The following is an 18,423-nucleotide window of genomic DNA, read 5'->3' as shown; positions in this document are numbered from 1 at the left end:
TTCGTCCGGCGGCGGATCGATCACAACCCCAGCAGGCGGACGGCGTTCCCTCCCAGGATAGCGGTGCGGTCTTCTTCGGTCAGGTCCATCGCGTTGATGCTCTCGATCATCTTCGGCATGCTGCCGATCTGGTGGGGATAGTCGCTCCCGGCCAGGATCCGCCCGGTGCCGGCGAAGCCCAGGGCGAAATGCAGCGCGTCTACGTCGAAATTGACCGTGTCGTAGTAGAACTGGTTCTTCAGGTAGACGGTGGGATGGTGCTCCAGGTTGGCGCGGCACTGCGGAAAGGCCTCGTAGCACCGGTCGAAGCGCTCGGCGAGGTAGGGCACGGCGCCGCCCAGGTGGCCCAGCACCCAGCGTATGTTCGGAAAGCGTTCCACTACGCCGCTGAAGAGCAAGCTGGCCGTAGCCAGGGTCGTATCCATGAGGAATCCCACGGCGGGCATGAGCATGTAGTCCTTCATGGCCTCCACGCCCAGCGGGAAGGTGGGGTGGATCATGACGGCCATTTCACGATCGTCCGCGATCTCGTACATGGGCCAGAAGCACGGATCGCTGAGCGCCACGCCGTTGGCGTTGCTGTACACGCACGCCCCTTTGAGGCCCAGCGAACCGACGGCCCGTTCCAGTTCGGCGGCGCAGGCCTCCGGCTTGTTCAGCGGAAGCGTGGCCAGGGCCGGCAGACGGTCCGGATGGGCCTGCTGAATCTCGGCGAAAAGATCATTGACCCTGCTGCTGAGTTCGGCGGACCGGTCCGGCGTCTCGATGAGCGTACCGGGCGCCGTGAAGGTGATGACGTGCGTGTCTACGCCGGCCGCGTCCATGACCTCCAGGCGCACGTCCATGAGCCGGTGGCCGGGCACCAGGATGTTGTAGTCGCCGGGAGAGTGCAGGACCGGGTTGCCGTCTTCGTCATCGGTCACGGTGTACGCGCTGGGACCCTTCCGGATCTCCTCGACGTACCGGGGCGGATAGACGTGGTTGTGAAAATCGACGATGGGCATGGGGTGGGCCTGTCCTCTCCGCTCGCTTGCGCGTCAGCTCCCGTACAACGCGTTGAAGAGCAGCTTGAAGGTGCCGTGGGTCTGGTTGCGGAAATTGACCTGGAACCCGTAGAGTACGATGCGGCCTTCTCCGTGGCGCACGCTGATCATGGCGGGCTTGCCGGCGATGTGTTCCTCGCCGATCAGCCACCCGCTCTCGAGCACGTCTTTCTCGGGATAGGCGGCAACCACCTCGTACCGGTCGTTGAAGTGCGATGGGTTGATTGAATACACGGGACTGCCGCGGTGCATGGCCAGGGCCCGCTCCGGCATGCCGTATCCCAGCCGGTGGGTGTTGTCGACCCGGATCCGCAGTGTGGAACCGGGGCAGAAGAACGCGCTTTCCGGCAGTCCGGCCGTTACGTCGGTGATGTGGAGGCCGAACTTCTCGATGGGAAACTGGCACGCGCGGCCGACGGCCACGAGCGTGCCGCCTTTCTCCACGAAGGCGCCGATGGCCTCGATTTCCGATTCGCCCAGGGCGCTGCGGTACTTTTCGGGCTGGGGCACGGTCTTCAGGCGTCTTTCGATCTCCTGTTCCGTGCCGGCCATCATGTCCATCGTGTCGTCGGGCAGGATGAACGCGTCGCAGAGGTTGCTGAGGCCGTCCCGGATATCGGCGTCCCGTACGGAGCGGTAGGAAAAACCCGACTGCTCCAGCGTCATGCGGGTCCAGCCTTCGGGCATGTTGCCGCCCCAGTACCGCTGGTACATGGCGATGCGCGGCGGCCCGACGGGTTCGCCTTCCACCGGATCTTCGAGGCGGTAGCCCGCGGCGCCGGCATCCCGGACGATCTCCTCGGACCTCGCCTGGTCGATCCCGCTGACGATAAAGGCGCCGGGCGGCATGGGCGACATGCCTTGGCCGCCCACGGACACGGGGCCGGTGGCACGGCAGACATCCGCGCCCGCAACGAGCGCCGCGTTGACTGCGGCGAAGGCGGCGTTAAAACGGGGGTCGATGGCCATGCCGTGCGCGCCGTCGCCGGTCACCGCACCGTTCGCCGGCGCCGGTTCGGTCACGGCATCCAGGTTCAGGGCTTCCACGTCCAGGGCTGCGTGGGGCACATCCGCGGGTTCTGCGCGGACGCCCATCATCTCCGCCAGCGTGTCCGTCGTCGTGTCGAAGATCCTGGTGGGGGAGCCGTCGGCCTTGCGCGCCCAGGCGTCGTCCGGCCAGAAGGTCCGCTCCAGCAGCGTCTTGACCACGCCGCGCTTGGGCTGGGCATTGGGAATGAACCAGGTACCGGCGGGATAGACCCGGCTTCCCACCGTCGCCCGGGTCCGGGTTCGCTGCACGTCGATGCCCTGGCGAAGCAGGGCGTTCACGAGGAGGGTCACGACCGCCGGATCGTGCTGGTCAGGGCGGATGAAGAAACCCGCGGAATCGTCTTCCCGGCCCCTCTGGGTCTGATGCAGGGCCTTCTGCACGGCGTTCCGCAGCACCGTTTCCCGGCACCGTGCCGCGATATCCATGATTCCGGTGGCGGCGACGAGCTGCTGGTCCACCATGTCGCGCAACCGCCACCAGCCCCCCGGCCATGGATTCGGGAAATTGGTCTGCGGCTTGTAATGGGGCAGCGTGTGCAGGGTGTTTCCGTCCTCGCCCCTGAGCTGATGGGGATGCACGTAGAGGGGACTGGCCAGTTTCGCCTGGGCCGTTTCGGAAAGCAGGCTCGCGATGTTGTGGTAGTTGCCGAGCCAGTGAAACCCCATATGGTACCAGGCCGGGAACATGGCGCCGCTGATGACGCCCTGGTGGCCCGCTTCCTCCAGCTTGTAGACCATGTGGGCCCCGTACCAGTTGATCTCGCGCCATACGAGCGGGTCGGCGTGGGGATGAATGGGTTCGCAATAGGGGCAGACGAACAGGCGGGGCTGATAGCCGCCCATTTCGTGGTGGTCCTGGAATACGTGGGGATGCCAGTCCTGGAACATGATCCGGGCCATGTACTTCGATTCCACCAGGTTCAGCATGAAGGCGTCCCGGTTGTTGTCGTGGCCGCAGTACCGGTGATACAGCCAGGGCAGGTCGCATCCCTCGTAGTCCGTGCCCAGGTGCTCGTTGTACCAGTCGGTCACCATGAGTTGCCCGTCTGGATTGAAGCAGGGCACCATCAGGAAGATCACGTTTTCCAGGATGTGCTTCGTGGCCTCGTCTTCGCCCGTCACCAGGTTGTACGCAAGCTGAGGCGCCATCTGCGTCGCGGCGATTTCATTGGCGTGGAGGCTCATGGACTGGCAGACGATGACCTTGCCTTCCTGCACCAGGCCGTCGATTTCGATATTGGAAAGGCCCCTCGGATCGGCGATCCGCCCGTTGACCTCCCGAAGCTCCTCCAGCCTGGCCTGGTTCTCCGCGGAGGTGATGATGGCCATCAGGAAGGGGTTGCCCTCCGTGGTAGGACCCAGGTTGACCACGCGGATGTCCTCGCTCTGCTGGTTCAGCAGGTAGAAATACTCCGCGATGCGGTCCCAGCGGGCCATCTTGCGGTCGTCGCCGAGCCGGAAGCCGAAAAAGGATTCCGGCCGCTCAACGCGATCGGCCATGAAGCGCTCCTCCTGTCCGAGGTTGTCCCGTCCGTGGTTATCCTGTCGTTGCTGCCTACCTGGTCTTTCGCTCTACTTTGGTGATCACGACCGGCGGCATGAGACGCTGGTTTTCGCGGGGGGACATCTGGATCTTCCGGATCACGTCCATGCCCCGGGTCACGCGGCCGAAGGCGGCGAATCCCTGCCCGTCCGGATTGCGTTTGCCGCCGAAATCCAGTTCGGGCTGGTCGCCGATGCAGAAGAAAAACCCGGAGGTTGCCGTGTCGGGCCCCATGCGCGCCATGGAGATGGCCCCGTCGACGTGCTTCAGTCCGGTCGTGGAGGTCCGTTCGAGGGGAATCGGATCGAATCCGCTGTTGGGCGGATAGCTGTCGTCCCGGTAATCGGGGTTTACGGCGCCCTGTATCACCTCGATCTTCACATCGTTGTTCGGCTGGTTGTCCATGGTCACCGTCCGGTGGAACACCCCGCCGTTGTACTGTCCGGCATCCACGTACCGCATGAAATTCGCCACGGTAACCGGCGCCCGGACCGGATCGAGCAAGATTTCGATGGTCCCCGCTTCCGTGGTCATCTCCAGGGTGATTCCCTCTTCCTGGGCGTGGACCTGGCCGTCTGGTTCGCCGGGGACGCCCAGGATGGCAAGGCCACCCGGTCCGCCCGGTCCGCCCGGTCCGCCCGGTCCGCCCGGTCCGCCCGGTCCGCCGAAGAGACCGCAGAGCAGCAGGCCGGCCAGGATGCGTTTCATTCCAGTCGTCGGAACGCTCATGAGCATGATCCCCGTCCGGTAAACGGCATCACGGCCACCCGTGACGCCCGGTCCGGATGACCGTGGGATGAACACCGTCGTGAATTCGTGGAAACCGCAGCGGATACCGGTTCACCCGGCAAGGCGGGACGAACCTGAAAACGTAAGGCATGATGAAACCGGGGTGGGTCCCTGTCAAGCGTTTTATGGCAGCATCCAGCGGGGTCGCAGCACCCCTTCGATGCGGGCAAAAACCTTGACAGTACGACTGGCGCGGTGGAACTTATGGGCATAAACCGAGCAGTCAGTTTTCTCCCGTCGGGCCTTCGTGGCCGCCCCCCGAGATGACCTCCCATGAACAGGCGATTTGAGCGGTCAGCACGGTCCGAACGGACCGCATGGTTCGCGTGGTCCGCACAGTACGCAAACCGGATCGGACGGTACCTGGATCGGTACGAGGTCGAGGATCTGGTTCCCCACCCGCTAAAGCGGTTCTCGCGCCGGTTTCTCGGCGCCGGAGTCTGGTTCGCCGCCTTCCTGCATTTCTTCGCCGCAGGTGGCATATACATCTACAGCCGGATCGACTTCGAGCCCATGGTGGAGCTCGAGATCCTGCCCTATCCCGATCACCTGATCGACCTCATCGATCCGGCCAGGCTGCTCACGTCGGAGCAGGGTGGTGGCCGTCCCGGACGGCTCGAGCCGCCGGAGGATCCCGGTGACGATATCATGAGCCAGGGTGTGCCCGTTCCCGTGGTCGTGGGGATACCCGAACCGATCGACGACAGCCTGATCGCCGAAGAGCACGAGATCGCTTCCCAGGAGGAGATGGAAAGAGCCGTGGCCGTCGCCATGGATACCGAAAGCGAACCCGGCGACGAGACCGGCATGGCGGGATCGGGCGTTGTGGGAGGCGTCGAGGGAGGAACCGGGAGCGGCGGTACGGGCGGCCTCGGCGACGGCGGCGACGGCACGTGGAAATACGACACGCCGCCCATACCGCGCCGGCTCAACATGAGCATCTCCCGGAGGGAAATCCCGCGGAACCTTCGCCACGTGAAGGACAGCATCGTCCGGTTCGAGCTGCTGATCGATGAAGAGGGGGAGGTCGTGGACGCCACCATGATCGAATCAACAGGATACGCCGAGATCGACGATTTGCTGCTCCAGAAGATCTTCGCTTCCCGGTATCATCCCGCCACCTTGCGGCAGCAGCCGGTCAAGGCGTGGATCGCCGTAGGCTACGGCTACAAGGTCGGCAGGTAGTCCCGGTGTCCACCGCTGGCCGCGTCCCGGTCTGCCCGGCGGCACCGGCGGCACCGGCAAACCAGGCGGCCCGGACTGGCCCATAAAACCAGGATTCCATGTCCCCATCCCTTTGTCTCATGATGTTCCTCCAGTTCTTCATCTGGGGGGCCTGGTTCACGACGATCGCCGTCTACATGAGCGCCCACGGGATGGGAGACCTGACCCACTGGCCCTACACGGTAAATCCGGTGGCCGCGATCATCTCTCCCTTCTTCCTGGGCCTGGTGGCGGACCGCTATTTCGCGCCGGAACGGATCCTCGGCTGGCTGCACATTCTGGCAGGCGGCGTCATGCTGCTCGTTCCCGGGGCCGTGGATTCGCCGCTCCTCTTCATCCTCCTCCTGCTGGCCTACAACATCTGCTACATGCCGACCCTGGGCCTGGTGAACGCCATCACGTTTCACCGGATCGAGGACCGGGAAGCGCAGTATCCGCTGATCCGGGTGTTCGGCACGGTCGGCTGGATCGCCGCGGGTCTCTTCATCAGCTTCGTCCTTGGGCTGTTCACGGGCGGGGTCATTCCCGAAGAGACGGCCTGGCCGCTCTACACGACCGGGGCAGCCGGCGTGGTCATGGGGCTGTACAGCTTCACGCTCGGTCGGACGCCGCCGGCCGCCGCGGGGAGGAAGGCGTCGTTGCGGTCTGTGGTCGGGCTGGACGCCCTGCAGGAACTGGGAAGCCGGTCGTTCTACCTGTTCATTCTGAGCGCCCTGCTCCTCTGCATCCCGCTGGCCTTCTACTACAACTTCACGCAGATCTACCTCGGCGCGACGGGATTCACGAACATCGCGGGCACGCAGACCCTGGGCCAGTTTTCCGAGGTGTTCCTGATGCTGTGCATGCCCTTCTTCTTCCGGCGGCTCGGCGTGAAGCGGATGCTGCTGATCGCCATGGTCGCCTGGATCATACGGTACGGGCTGTTCTCCCTCGGCGCGCCGGACGCCCTGTGGACCCTGATCGTTACGGGGATCATCCTACACGGCATCTGCTACGACTTTTTCTTCGTGACCGCCCACGTCTACATGGACCAGCAGGCGACGCCCGCGAACCGCGGACAGGCCCAGGGGCTGTTCGTCCTCGTTTCCAGCGGACTGGGCATGCTGATCGGCGCCCAGATCGCCGGCCGGGTCTACAATGCCTTTCTTGGATCGACGGGGAGCCTCAGCCTGTCGGACTGGCAGGTTTTCTGGATCCTGCCCGCCGCCCTGGTCGTACTGGTCCTGATCCTGTTTGCGGCCGGATTCAAAGCGGAAAAGCGCCCGTCGGGGTAAAAGTGCTCGTCGGGGTAGGGAAAGGAAGAGGGCGCGGCGGGTCGCGGGTGTCCCGGGTCCTGATCAGCGTCAGGCTTTACGGAACCAGACCAGGTAAACTACGGCCCCCAGGCCCAGGCATCCCAGTCCGGGCAGCGCCTGCAGGAAATTCTGGGTGACGACCGTCACCACGACCCACGCCACCACCACCAGGAACAGCACCGGCACGTAGGGATAGCCGGGGACTTTGTACGGCCTGCGAGCGTCCGGATGCTTGCGACGGAGCACGATGAGGGCGAGGACGTTGAGACCGTAATACAGGTAGACGATGTAGACGAAGGCGTTGATGATGGCCTGGAAGCCGCCCAGGAAGGTCCACACGAAACCCATGATCGACACGGCCACGACGGCGCGGGACGGCGTCCGGTACCGGGGGTGCACGTGGGTGAACCACTTGAAGAACAGGCCCGCTCTCGCCATGGCATAGGGGATCCGGGGGGTGATGATCATGGTGCCGTTCATGGTGCCGAAGGTCGAAATCATGACGGCCGCCGAGATCAGCGACGCGCCCACGGGGCCGATCAGCCGGCTTGCCGCGTCGGCCGCCACGCGCTCGGAGGCCGCGATTTCGTCGATGCTCAGGACGTACAGGTAGGACCAGTTGACCGCGAGGTATACGAGGGTGCAAAGGCCCAGGCCGAAGAAGATCACCCGGGGCAGGATACGCTGGGGATCCTTCACCTCGCCCACGACCATGTTGGTGTTGACCCAGCCCTGGTAGGCGAAGAGCCCGCCGATCATCGCCGGTCCGAGCACGGCCAGGATGCTGAAGTCAATGTCCGGCGGCACCAGCGGCACGAAGTGTTCGCCGTTTCCGCCGATCCAGGCGGCCAGCAGCGCCAGGCCGACCAGGGCCGTTACCTTGGCGAAGGTCGTCAGGTTCATCACCAGTCCGCCGAAACGAACGCCGACGTAATTGACATAGCAGAGGAACAGGATCAGCGCCCAGACGGCGACCTGCTGGGAAGAGATGTTCAGGGGGCCGAGTTCCAGCACGGTGATCTGAGATGAGATCGCCGGGATGAAGTACCCCATGTAGCTGGTGCATATGGCGCCGATGGCGGCCATGCCGGCGCTCTGGAGCAGCACGAACTCCACCCATCCGTAGAGGAAGGCGATGATGGGCGGGAAGGCCTCGTTCAGGTAGACGAATTGCCCGCCGCTCCGCGGCATCATGGTACCGAGCTCGGCGAAGCACAGGGCTCCGGCGAAACCCAGCGCGCCGCCCAGGATCCATACGAGGAGGAACAGGCCGGGGTTGCCGAGTTGCTGGGCAATGCCCGCCGGCGCGCCGAAGATGCCGGAACCGATAATGCCGCCGACGATGATGGTCGTGGCGGATACCACGCCCAGATCGCGTCTGAGTTCGGTTTCGAGCTGGAAAGGACTGGATGAATCGGGTTTCACAGGAAGGAAGATACCATCCAACGGGAAAGGTTCGCCACAGTTTTATTCCCAGCGGACCACGGGCCGGCCGGTCGGGCGCGTGCCCACCTTGCCGCTTGACAAGCGTCCCGGCAGATACCTACTTTTCGCAGGATACCCACACCGCTTATCCACACCTTAAGATCCGGATCACCGCAAATGCACTCGAGATACACTATCCATGAACCAGCGTATCGTCACGGCCGCCTATACACACGTGTGCGCTGGATGGACAAGGCATTGATTCAGCCCGCCGTCGTGTGCCGCGCACAGCCACGGGAGCCAGACCCGTGAGGAACAGGCCGGTCACGATCAAGGACATCGCCAGGCGGCTGGGCATTTCGTATTCCACGGTCTCCCGGGCACTGTCTCCCCGCATGTCCCACCTTGTAAAGGAACAGACGCGTCTGCTTGTGAGACGGACCGCGGCGGAGATGGACTATTCGCCAAATCTCCTGGCCCAGGCTTTCGTGCAGGGTACGGAAGGCGTCCTGGGGCTGGTGACCAACCGGATCGGCCAGGAATTCACCGGCAGGCAGATCGACCACCTGGTGCAGGCCGCGGTTCGAGAAGGTTACCAGGTGCTGGTCGCGGCGGTGTCGAGCCGGACCGCGTCTTCCGGGAAAACAGAAAGTGCGGAACGGTCCGCACAGGCCGAACAGGTCGATCAGTTCATGCATCTGAAGGCCCGCGACGTGGACGGCATCCTGGTCCAGGCCCTCGGCGATGAAAGCGAGTCGGCCCGGATCGTCCATTCCGCGGGAGGCAAACTGCCCGTCGCGGCCTTTGGATACGCCGTCAACGATGTCTCGAGTGTTCTCCTGAACCCGGCCCCGGGCATGCAGGCGGTCACCGAGCATCTCATCGGGCTCGGCCATGAACGGATCTGTTTCCTGGGCGAAGACCCGATCGGCTCGGGCGGTCCTCGGTCCCATGTAAAGGGCTACCGCAGCGCGATGCGCAGGCACGGACTGACGCCTCGTATCGTTCCTGTCGAAATCGGAAGCGCCCGGTCCGGATACAATCTGGGCAGGGCGCTGCACGGACGGTATACGGCCATTGCATGTTGCTCTGACTACACGGCCCTCGGCGTCTGCAGGGGACTGATCGAATCCGGCGTGCGGGTTCCCGGCGACATGGCGGTAACCGGATTCGGAAACAACGAGGTCTCGGCTTACGTCAGGCCATCCCTGACTACGCTTTCCATCCCGTTCGAGGATATGGCCGCCCGGGCGGTACAGGACATCCTTCACCAGATCCGCGGCCGCCCCGGCCCGCGGCGGAGCGTCTTCACTCCCCATCTTTCCGTCCGGGAATCCTGCGGCGCGGGATAAGACCACACCGTAGAAAAAACTGATTGACACCTGCACCAGGCCTTGCCAAATTCGGTTTTGCAAACGTGTGTAATTCGCTGCTTAAGCTATCAAAAACGGGCGTTGGTCCCGGCCTTCGGTCGGGTAACCGGCTACCCGGAACACGTCCGGGAAACCGGTGCGGAAGGGCCGATGAGAAAGAAGCGGGTGACGATCAAGGACATCGCGAAAACACTGGGCGTCTCCCACACCACGGTCTCTCGCGCCCTGTCCCGGAGCAAGTCGCACATGGTGAGCGAGGTAACCCGCCGGCGAGTTGAACAGGTTGCCGAGGAGTTTTCCTATCGGCCCAACCTGATGGCCAAGGGATTTGCCACGGGAAAAACGGGTACGCTGGGCCTGCTGGCCGGCGAAAGCTGCCAGGAGCAGGCGGGCACGCAGATCGAAAGCTTTCTGCGTGCCGCGGACGAACGGAACTTCCGGCTCCTCGTGGGCATGTCCGCCGAATGGGGCGCCTTGTCCCCGGAGACCGGCCAGGCCGCGCAGATGGAGCAATTCATATCAAGCGGTATTGACGGACTCCTGGTCCAGACCATGGGCGACGAGGGAGAGTCGGAACGTATCCTGTCCGCAGTCGACGACCAGGTGCCCGTGGTGACTTTTCACTATCCCGCCCGGGGCTTCCCCGGCGTGGTGCTGGACTTCGCGGCGGGATTCCACCGGGCAACGGAGCATCTGATCGCGCTGGGCCACCGGCGCATCGGGTTCCTAGGCGAGAACTGGGAAGGCCCCGGCCATGAAGCCGCCCGGGGCAGGGGGTATTTCAAGGCCATGACCGAACACGGCCTCCACCCCGTTTGCCTGCCCGTCGGCCGCCAGCAGACGGAATCCGGCTATCGGCTGTCCAGGGAGGTAAAGGACCGGTTCACCGCCCTCCTGTGCTGCAGCGACTACACGGCCATCGGCGTATACCGCGGCCTGGGCGAATCGGGGATCCGCGTGCCCGACGACGTGGCCGTCGTGGGCAGTGGTGATTCGGACGTATCGGCATTCGTGACGCCCGCGCTTACGACGCAGTCAACGCCCACCAGGGGAATCGCGCGCGCGGCGATGGAACTGATGGTGAAGATTCTCGAGGGCCGGGAGGTAGCGTGTCAGATCGTGCTGGCGTCCAATCTGATCGTACGGGAATCCTGTGGATCCGGCGCCGTGGACCCCGCCGCGATGCCGTGGTGACCCGCGTGGGGTCCGGGGTTTCGCCGCCGCCGTCCTTCCGGTCGCCGCCCGTCCTTCCGCCGCCGGCCAACCTTTTCCGCAGCCTGGAGTACCGCCGCAAATCGTCCTTCCCCCGCCGACCGTTCCACTGCCGCAAACCGTCCTTCCCGCCGCAATCTCAACGTCCTTGACACGGAACCGCCCCATTTTATCTTTATGGGTGGTGTCTTTCTCCGCTATCGTACTGATTCGAAAACGCGTTTCGTCATCCCAACCCGTGCGTTCACGTCCTGACCCGGCCGTTCTGGTTTCCTGCGCGGTCACGGCCCGTTTCGGCCGGCCCGTTCCGGCGTGGGATTACAGGCAGTGCAAGATCGGCCCTCGGTTAGATCGGATCGGTCCATGAGAGTCAAGCAGGTCACCATCAAGGACATTGCGCAAAGACTGGGGATCTCCCACTCCACGGTCTCGCGGGCCTTGTCCCGCAGCGCGGCCTATCTCGTCAGCGAGAAGACCCGGATGCTCGTGAAGCAGACCGCGGACGAGATGCAGTATACGCCCAATCTGATGGCGCAGGGATTCGTAACGGGCAAGACGGGCACGCTGGGCCTGCTCACCTACCAGATTTCCCTTGAAACCTACGGAAACCAGACGGAACAGATTCTCAGGGCGGCCGAGCGCGAGCACTATCAATTGCTGATGGGCATGGCCGTGAACCGGACTTCCCGGTCTTCGCAGGACGACCAGGGCATGCAGATCCGGCAGTTGATCTCAAGAGGCGTGGACGGGCTTTTGATCAACACGCGGGGCGACCGGGGGGAGTCGGATCGGATAAGGGACATGGTGCGAAACCACATACCCGTGGTGACGTACCACTATCCCACGGAGCATATCAGCGGTGTCGTGCTGGATCTCGAGGCCGACTTCTATCACGCGACGAACCACCTGATCGAACTGGGCCACCGGAGGATCGGGTACATTGGCCGGAACCTGGACCTCGAAAGCCCGGTTTCGTCCAAGGGAAGAGGTTACTGCAGGGCGATGGGGGACAACGACCTGGCCCATGAGATCATCCCGCCCCTGGGCAGCCGCGGCGAAGGCGGCTATATCCAGGGACTGAATCTGCGGGACCGGTTCACCGCGCTGCTCTGCAGGGATGACTACACGGCGATCGGCGTGTGCCGCGGCCTGCGCGACGGGGGATTTCGAATACCGGAAGACGTGGCCGTGGTGGGTTTCGGGGATATTGACGTATCGGCCTACCTGTCGCCCGCACTGACCACGATGGCCGTTCCCTACCAGGAAATAGCCGGGACAGCGATGGATCTGCTGCTGCGCAAGATCGGCGGAGAAGATACGACCGAGCAGGTCACGCTCCGCTCCCGCCTCATCGTCCGGGAGTCCTGCGGCGGGAACAAGGACTAGGTCCTGTTCGGATTACGCCCAGCGGTCCAGGCCCAGCAGCCTTCGTCCCAGCGCGGTGAGGCGCGCGGGACCGCTCCTGCGCTCGACGCCGCGCGGATCGCCCGGGAAGGCGTCCGGGTTCATGCGGTTCTTCCAGAGCGAGATGCGGTATTGCCGGAGGTTCTCGTTGTCCTCCGCGCTCGGGCTCGCGGAAATGTACTGGCACCAGCGGGGCCGCTCGGAGGTGTTGCGGCTGTTCCCGTGGGGCAGCAGGCTGTGCCAGATGAGCAGGTCGCCGGCCTTGCCTGGGATGGCGACCGGTTCCAGTCCGGTCATGTCCGGCCGCATGGGATCGCGGTCGGGAGGCTGAGTCTTCACCCAATCGAAAATCCGCCTGTGGAACCCCGGTACGCACTGGAAGCCGCCCTGGTTGACGTCCGTATCGGTCAGGTACAGCACGCCCTGGACCTTGAACGTCTCCGAATGGACCGACGTGTCCATATCCCAGTGAATCAGTGACTCTTTGAACCCGTGCGGCCAGTCTTCCCGTTCCGGCGGCGTCATGTTGGCCCGGTCGATGCTTACCCACAGCTTCTCCTCGTTCCACAGGGTCTTGAACGCCTCGTACACCCGCTCATGCTGCCGGTTGTCCCACATGGCCTGGTGATGGTACATTTCGACGAATCCGAGCCGGCGGGGCGGATCGGCGTACCAGGTCTCCGGATCGGAGGGGTCCAGGTCCAGGAACGCGGCGATGGCCGAAATCGTGGCTTCCAGGTGAGCGGCGGGTACGGCATCGGGTATGATCACGTAGCCGTTTTCGTCCCAGCAGGACCACTGATCGTCGGTGAACAACGCATATCCTCCCGGTATTTCAACAGGCTCAGATCAAGGGCGCTATGGGCACTTCACGGCCCGTCTCGGCGGACCGGTATATGCCGTTCAGGATCTGTTGCACGAGAAGGCCGTGCTCACCCGGCGCCTCGGACGGTTTCCGGGTCCGCACGCAGTCGATGAAATGTTCCATCTTGAAGCGGAAACCATCCATATCGGGCAGATAGTCCGGCTTGATGTTGATCATGGTGCCGGACTGGTCCTTGAAGACCCGGGGCGGACTGAACTGGCCGCCGGCTTTTTCGCCCATCAGCGAGAACGTCCATTCTCCCTTCCCGATATGTGCCGCGAAGGAAGCCTCCACGGAGAGCGTGGCGCCGTTGTCGAAACGGATCATCCCCACCGCCAGGTCTTCGACCGAGTACGTTTCGTGATCCCAGTCGGGCCACATGGAAACCGTGTCGCTGGGCCGGTCTCCCAGGTAGGTGTAGGCGCTCCCGAAGGCGCTTACGGGCTGGGGAGAACCCATGAGATAGTGGGCCGCTTCGATCATGTGCACACCGATATCGATCAACGCGCCTCCGCCCTGAAGGTCTTTGCGGCCGAATACACCCCAGTTCGGAATCCCGCGGCGGCGGAGGGCCAGGCATCGACCGTACAGGATCTTCCCGAACTCCCCCCGGTCGATGAAGCGCTTGAGCATCCGGGCCTCGGGCGCGAACCGGTGCTGGAAACCGATCACCAGGATGCGGCCCGTGTCCCGGCTTGCCTTAACCATTTCCGCGGCTTCCTCCGCCGTGATGGCCATGGGTTTCTCCACCAGGACGTCCTTGCCGGCCCGCAGCGCGTCGATGGTCGGTTCGCAATGGACGCTGTTCGGCGTGCCCACGGTGACCGCGTCGATCGAATCCATCTCCAGCAATTCCCGGTAGTCCTCGAAACAGTGGGGAATGCCGTACGTTTCCCGGCAGGCATCCAGGGCGGCGCCGCTGATGTCGGAGACTGCCGCCAATTCCACGTCGTCCATTGCGGACAGGTGCTGCATGTGTTCGCGGGCGATGCCGCCCCCACCGATGAAACCGACCTTCGTTTTAGGCACACTTACGTCCTTTCTTCATGCTGCGGATCTCTATGCTGCGGACCTCGTTTACCAATGAACCGTCACGACCGTTTCGCCGAAGAGCAGGCCGATACGGGGAACTGAATCGATGGATTTGTATTCAATACTATAAGGAACGATCACGCGAATGCGCGACGCGCTCGGATGCAAATAATGCTTTTGCCGGTCGACGAAATGCAAATATATTGCAATGTAAACCCCGACACAACTCTATCAAGGCACCAGGGAAGGCGCTTTGGCGGGCGTTTGCAATCGAGGTCCGCACCGGCAAGGCCGCGCGCCATTTTTGTCCGCAGTGGAGGTTCGATGATCGGCGCTGGAAGGTGGATCAAGGTGTTCTCAGGGCTCGCGATGCTGCTCGCGGTGCCGGCCATGACAGTGCTCGCTGCTCCGGCTGCTCCGGCGGACCGCGTTCCCGATCAATCGGGCAGGATCAACCCGAGTCTCGCCGTGGTGGACATCGTCACCTCGCGCGGCGATACAGTGGACAGCACGCGTGTCGACTGCTACTACCGCCTTTCAAACGAACTGTTCAGTTTCGTCAGGGCCGGGGACCGTTACGCCGCCCGTTTCGAACTCTCGCTGATCGTGATCGACGATGACGATTACCAGGTTACCGCCGAGACCATCCGGGACTCGGTCCTGGTGGATACGGAAGTCGAGATGCGGGTGATGGACCATTCCCGCGCCAAGCTGTACACCACCTACCTTCCCCCGGGCAAGTACGACCTCGAGATCAAGCTCTACGACCAGGATACCGGCAGCCAGCACGACATGGCCAGGCCCTTCGAGGTGCCCGACTACTACAAGGACCGGCTGAGCGTAAGCGACATTCAGTTCGCCGGACTGGTCCTGGAAGGGTCCTCCAATGTCGGCCTGGAACGCAGGGGCATCCGGATCGTACCCAACCTGACCCGGGCCTTCGGCGAAGACCATACCGACATGTACATCTACTACGAGGTGTACTCGGACGCGGCCGGGGAGGCGCAACAGCCGCTGTCGGTGGTATACAAGATCAAGTCGCCGTCGGGCAAGGTGATGCTGGAACGGGAGGAATCCCTGGAACGGCAGGGCCATATCGGCGCGTACAGCGGCCGGTTCGATACCAGCGACCTGCCCCAGGGGGTGTACACCCTCGAGATCGAAGTCGATGACCGCGCCGTTCGAAACCGGGCGAAAGCCGAATCGGAATTCCACATCACCTGGCAGTTCCTGCTGCCCCTGACGACAGCAAAGAACTTCAGCGAGATCACCGAGCAGTTGAGGTACATCGCCAAGAACGACGAGCTGGATACGCTGAAGAAGTACAGGGACGCGCCGGCGGGAGAACAGAAAGTCGCCCTGGAAACGTTCTGGAAACGCCGGGACCCCACGCCGGGAACGGACCGGAACGAGCACATGATCACCTATTACCGGCGGATCGCGTACGCGAACGAGAACTTCGACGACGGACTCCGGAAAGGCTGGCGCAGCGACCAGGGCCGGGTCTATATCGTCTATGGTCCGCCGGACGAGATAGAGCGGCATACCTGGGACCGGTCCTTCTCCCATCCGTACCAGGTATGGCATTACAACAACATAAGCCGTAGTTTCGTCTTCGTCGATTTCGACGGCTATGGCAGGTATCAGCTCTACCGGGTTTATTGAAACGGCGGTTACAGCCTATGGCGGCTTCCGTCCGGTTTGCCGAAATAGCCCTCCCTCTACCGGTCGACCAGGTATTCTCTTACAGCATTCCTGACAATCTCCTCGACACGGCCCTGCCGGGTCGCAGGGTGTCCGTCGTCTTCACGAACCGCAGGATGACCGGCGTTATCACGGCGCTCTCGGACACCTGTCCCGTGCCGCGTTACCGGCCGCTGTTGGACGTCCTCGACAGCGAGGCGGTGCTTGATGCCTCGCTGCTCGACCTCACGCAGTGGATCGGCCGGTACTATCTCTGCCCGTGGGGCGAAGCGATCAAGGCCGCACTGCCCGCGGGCATGTTGTCGGAAAGCGAACAGATCGTCAGCCGGGAAGAACCGTGTCCTCCCGAGTGCATGGACCGGCTCCGCCGCGCCGCGCCCCGGCAGGCCGAACTGCTCGCCCAGGTTCCGGAACAGGGCGCCGTCACCCTGTCGAGCCTCCGGCGTAAGACCCGCGTCCGGCAACCCTTCGCGGCCCTTCGCGGCCTCGAAGCGAAGGGCCTGGTCACGATTTCGATCGGAGAAACCGGCACCGGTCCGGGCATCCGGTACGAGACCTGGGTCGAACTGATCCCGCCGAAGGAAGAGGCGGACCGGATCGTGACCAGGCTGATCCCCCGGGCGACCCGGCAGGCCAGCTGCATCAATCTCCTGGCGCGGCACGGCGGACGGTTGACCACGGAGCAGCTCCGCCACCTGGGCCGGATCGAACGGGCCGTGGTGCGGAGATTGGAGAAAAAGGGCCTGGTGTCGCTCCGGGAGGTGGAGGCCATACGCGACCCCTACCGGGACGCCGAGCTGCCCTCCCCGGTAAAGGTCGATCCTACGGCGGAGCAGGCCGAAGCACTTCGGGCGATCCACGGCGCCATCGGCCAGGGCGCGTTCAAGTCCCTGCTGCTCTACGGCGTCACCGGCAGCGGGAAGACGCACGTCTACGTAAAATCCATAGAAAAGACCCTTGAAGCGGGCCGGTCGGCCATCGTGCTCGTGCCGGAACTCGCCCTGACCCCGCAGGCCGTGCGGCAGTTCCGCACCCATTTCGGCGATCTCGTGACCGTCCTGCACAGCGGCCTGTCCCCGGGGGAGCGATACGACTCCTGGCGGCGGACCCGCGCCGGGGACTACCGCATCGTCGTCGGCGCACGGTCCGCCGTGTTCGCGCCGCTGTCCGATCTCGGCCTGATCGTCATCGACGAGGAGCACGAACCGTCCTACAAGCAGTTCGACGACCCCCCGCTCTATCATGCGCGGGACGTGGCGGTCGTCCGGGCGCGCACGGTAAATGCCGTGACGGTCATGGGCAGCGCAACGCCTTCCCTGGAGACCTACGCCAATACGCAGACCGGCAAATTCGAATGCTGCCGCCTGACCGAGCGGGTGGACCGGCGCCCCCTGCCGGGCGTGCGGATCGTGGACATGCGGGAAGAGCGGAGGCTGGGCCGCTTTTCGATTTTCTCCGCTCCCCTGGCCGACCGGATCAAGGACCGCCTCGCCCGGCAGGAGCAGATCATCCTCTTCCTGAACCGGCGCGGATTCTCTCCCTTCGTCCAGTGCTACGACTGCGGACTGTCCGTGTCCTGTCCCCACTGCAGCGTGACGATGACCTACCACGCCGACAGCCTGTTCATGCGGTGCCACTACTGCGACCATAGAGACGAGGCGCCGGAGGTCTGCCCCAAGTGCCGTTCCAGGTCGATCGGATACCGGGGCGTCGGCACCCAGCGCGTCGAGGAGGAGCTGAAGGAGCGGTTTCCGGACGCACGGATCGTCCGCATGGACATGGACACGACGTCGCGTAAGGGTTCCCACCAGGATATCTTCCACCGCGTGCTGAACCGCGAAGCGGACATCCTGCTCGGTACGCAGATGGTGGCCAAGGGGTTCGACTTCCCGAACGTGACGCTCGTGGGCGTCATCTCGGCCGACACTTCCCTCAACCTTCCGGATTTCAGGGCCAGCGAGCGGACCTTTCAGTTGCTGACGCAGGTGGCCGGACGGACCGGGCGGGGAGAGCTGGGCGGCGAGGTGATCGTCCAGACCTATGCGCAGGGCCATCACAGCGTCGCCAGCGCGCAGGCGCACGACTACGAGTCCTTTTACGCCCGGGAAACCAGCGACCGCAAGGCGCTGGGCTATCCACCCTTCGGGCGCATGGTGGGGATCCTGTTCCAGGGAGAACGGGACGAATACGTGATGCGGGAGGCGCGGCGGTTCGCCGAGCTCCTGCGGAAGCAGTCGGGAGGGTTGCATATACTGGGGCCTGCGCCGCCTGTGATTGCACGGGTGCGCAACCAGTACCGCTGGCAGATCATCGCGCGGAGCAGCCATTCCGGGCGCCTGCGCGACGCCGTGCGGCAAGCCCGGCTGCACTGGGAGCGCGCCGCCGACAGTCGGCGTGTTCACTTGAAAGTCGACGTGGATCCCGTGGGGCTGGTGTGACGGGAAAGGACCGGCGGGAAGTACTG

Annotated in this window: 14 protein-coding genes; 8 read left to right on the top strand and 6 right to left on the bottom strand. The window is 63.9% G+C overall.

What is annotated here, in order from left to right:
• Positions 1–20: 20 nt before the first annotated feature.
• Genes F4Z81_04235 through F4Z81_04225 form a run of 3 tightly spaced genes read right to left on the bottom strand, consistent with a single transcriptional unit; the run spans position 21 to position 4,170 of the window.
• Positions 21–1,004, bottom strand: coding sequence for an amidohydrolase (locus F4Z81_04235; protein ID MXW04263.1), 984 nt, complete (start codon positions 1,002–1,004; stop codon positions 21–23).
• A gap of 33 nt (positions 1,005–1,037) precedes the next feature.
• The gene (locus F4Z81_04230; GenBank protein MXW04262.1) at positions 1,038–3,593 is read right to left on the bottom strand and encodes a peptidase M14 family protein; all 2,556 of its coding nucleotides are present in this window, start codon (positions 3,591–3,593) and stop codon (positions 1,038–1,040) included.
• 55 nt (positions 3,594–3,648) lie between these two features.
• Entirely contained in the window at positions 3,649–4,170 is a 522-nt protein-coding gene (locus tag F4Z81_04225; GenBank protein ID MXW04261.1) for a peptidylprolyl isomerase, read from the bottom strand.
• Here F4Z81_04225 and F4Z81_04220 point away from each other — a divergent pair.
• The 3 genes from F4Z81_04220 to F4Z81_04210 all read left to right on the top strand — a co-directional run bounded on the left by F4Z81_04220 (position 4,148) and on the right by F4Z81_04210 (position 6,923).
• Positions 4,148–4,387: a hypothetical protein gene (locus tag F4Z81_04220; GenBank protein ID MXW04260.1), complete on the top strand. Its 240-nt coding sequence runs from the start codon at positions 4,148–4,150 to the stop codon at positions 4,385–4,387. The genes F4Z81_04225 and F4Z81_04220 overlap by 23 nt on opposite strands.
• A gap of 311 nt (positions 4,388–4,698) precedes the next feature.
• Entirely contained in the window at positions 4,699–5,610 is a 912-nt protein-coding gene (locus tag F4Z81_04215) for a hypothetical protein (protein MXW04259.1), read from the top strand.
• A 98-nt stretch (positions 5,611–5,708) separates the two neighbouring features.
• The gene (locus F4Z81_04210; GenBank protein ID MXW04258.1) at positions 5,709–6,923 is read left to right on the top strand and encodes a nucleoside permease; all 1,215 of its coding nucleotides are present in this window, start codon (positions 5,709–5,711) and stop codon (positions 6,921–6,923) included.
• Between the two features lie 69 nt (positions 6,924–6,992).
• On the opposite strand, the gene F4Z81_04205 is transcribed toward F4Z81_04210, so the two are convergent.
• Positions 6,993–8,390: an amino acid permease gene (locus tag F4Z81_04205; protein ID MXW04257.1), complete on the bottom strand. Its 1,398-nt coding sequence runs from the start codon at positions 8,388–8,390 to the stop codon at positions 6,993–6,995.
• A 287-nt stretch (positions 8,391–8,677) separates the two neighbouring features.
• Here F4Z81_04205 and F4Z81_04200 point away from each other — a divergent pair, with 287 nt between their 5' ends.
• The 3 genes from F4Z81_04200 to F4Z81_04190 all read left to right on the top strand — a co-directional run bounded on the left by F4Z81_04200 (position 8,678) and on the right by F4Z81_04190 (position 12,340).
• Complete coding sequence (locus tag F4Z81_04200) at positions 8,678–9,721, top strand: LacI family transcriptional regulator (protein ID MXW04256.1); 1,044 nt, start codon at positions 8,678–8,680, stop codon at positions 9,719–9,721.
• Between the two features lie 171 nt (positions 9,722–9,892).
• The gene (locus F4Z81_04195; GenBank protein MXW04255.1) at positions 9,893–10,936 is read left to right on the top strand and encodes a LacI family transcriptional regulator; all 1,044 of its coding nucleotides are present in this window, start codon (positions 9,893–9,895) and stop codon (positions 10,934–10,936) included.
• A 381-nt stretch (positions 10,937–11,317) separates the two neighbouring features.
• The gene (locus F4Z81_04190; GenBank protein MXW04254.1) at positions 11,318–12,340 is read left to right on the top strand and encodes a LacI family transcriptional regulator; all 1,023 of its coding nucleotides are present in this window, start codon (positions 11,318–11,320) and stop codon (positions 12,338–12,340) included.
• A 12-nt stretch (positions 12,341–12,352) separates the two neighbouring features.
• Here F4Z81_04190 and F4Z81_04185 read toward each other — a convergent pair whose 3' ends face one another.
• A complete protein-coding gene (locus F4Z81_04185) occupies positions 12,353–13,174 on the bottom strand; it encodes a phytanoyl-CoA dioxygenase family protein (GenBank protein ID MXW04253.1) in 822 nt (273 codons plus the stop codon).
• A gap of 28 nt (positions 13,175–13,202) precedes the next feature.
• Positions 13,203–14,252, bottom strand: a complete 1,050-nt coding sequence (locus F4Z81_04180) for a Gfo/Idh/MocA family oxidoreductase (protein MXW04252.1) — start codon at positions 14,250–14,252, stop codon at positions 13,203–13,205.
• A 1,059-nt stretch (positions 14,253–15,311) separates the two neighbouring features.
• Between F4Z81_04180 and F4Z81_04175 the strand changes: the two genes are divergently transcribed.
• Both F4Z81_04175 and priA read left to right on the top strand, forming a co-directional pair.
• Positions 15,312–15,920 carry a GWxTD domain-containing protein gene (locus F4Z81_04175; GenBank protein ID MXW04251.1) on the top strand — a complete coding sequence of 203 codons (609 nt, stop codon included), beginning with the start codon at positions 15,312–15,314 and terminating at the stop codon, positions 15,918–15,920.
• 17 nt (positions 15,921–15,937) lie between these two features.
• Positions 15,938–18,397 carry a primosomal protein N' gene (gene priA, locus F4Z81_04170; protein ID MXW04250.1) on the top strand — a complete coding sequence of 820 codons (2,460 nt, stop codon included), beginning with the start codon at positions 15,938–15,940 and terminating at the stop codon, positions 18,395–18,397.
• Positions 18,398–18,423 lie beyond the last annotated feature (26 nt).

It is taken from the genome of Gemmatimonadota bacterium (genome assembly GCA_009835325.1).
Classification (GTDB): domain Bacteria; phylum JAAXHH01; class JAAXHH01; order JAAXHH01; family JAAXHH01; genus JAAXHH01.
Note: the sequence above shows the minus strand (reverse complement) of the source record. Positions and strands in the feature narration are given on the sequence as shown.

What these genes read in the sequence shown, in the direction of transcription:
- F4Z81_04235 (MXW04263.1), bottom strand. Translation starts at nt 1,004, where the DNA reads ATGCCCATCGTCGATTTTCACAACCACGTCTATCCGCCCCGGTACGTC.
- F4Z81_04230 (MXW04262.1), bottom strand. Translation starts at nt 3,593, where the DNA reads ATGGCCGATCGCGTTGAGCGGCCGGAATCCTTTTTCGGCTTCCGGCTC.
- F4Z81_04220 (MXW04260.1), top strand. Translation starts at nt 4,148, where the DNA reads ATGGTCCCCGCTTCCGTGGTCATCTCCAGGGTGATTCCCTCTTCCTGG.
- F4Z81_04225 (MXW04261.1), bottom strand. Translation starts at nt 4,170, where the DNA reads ATGACCACGGAAGCGGGGACCATCGAAATCTTGCTCGATCCGGTCCGG.
- F4Z81_04215 (MXW04259.1), top strand. Translation starts at nt 4,699, where the DNA reads ATGAACAGGCGATTTGAGCGGTCAGCACGGTCCGAACGGACCGCATGG.
- F4Z81_04210 (MXW04258.1), top strand. Translation starts at nt 5,709, where the DNA reads ATGTCCCCATCCCTTTGTCTCATGATGTTCCTCCAGTTCTTCATCTGG.
- F4Z81_04195 (MXW04255.1), top strand. Translation starts at nt 9,893, where the DNA reads ATGAGAAAGAAGCGGGTGACGATCAAGGACATCGCGAAAACACTGGGC.
- F4Z81_04190 (MXW04254.1), top strand. Translation starts at nt 11,318, where the DNA reads ATGAGAGTCAAGCAGGTCACCATCAAGGACATTGCGCAAAGACTGGGG.
- F4Z81_04175 (MXW04251.1), top strand. Translation starts at nt 15,312, where the DNA reads ATGCTGGAACGGGAGGAATCCCTGGAACGGCAGGGCCATATCGGCGCG.
- priA (MXW04250.1), top strand. Translation starts at nt 15,938, where the DNA reads ATGGCGGCTTCCGTCCGGTTTGCCGAAATAGCCCTCCCTCTACCGGTC.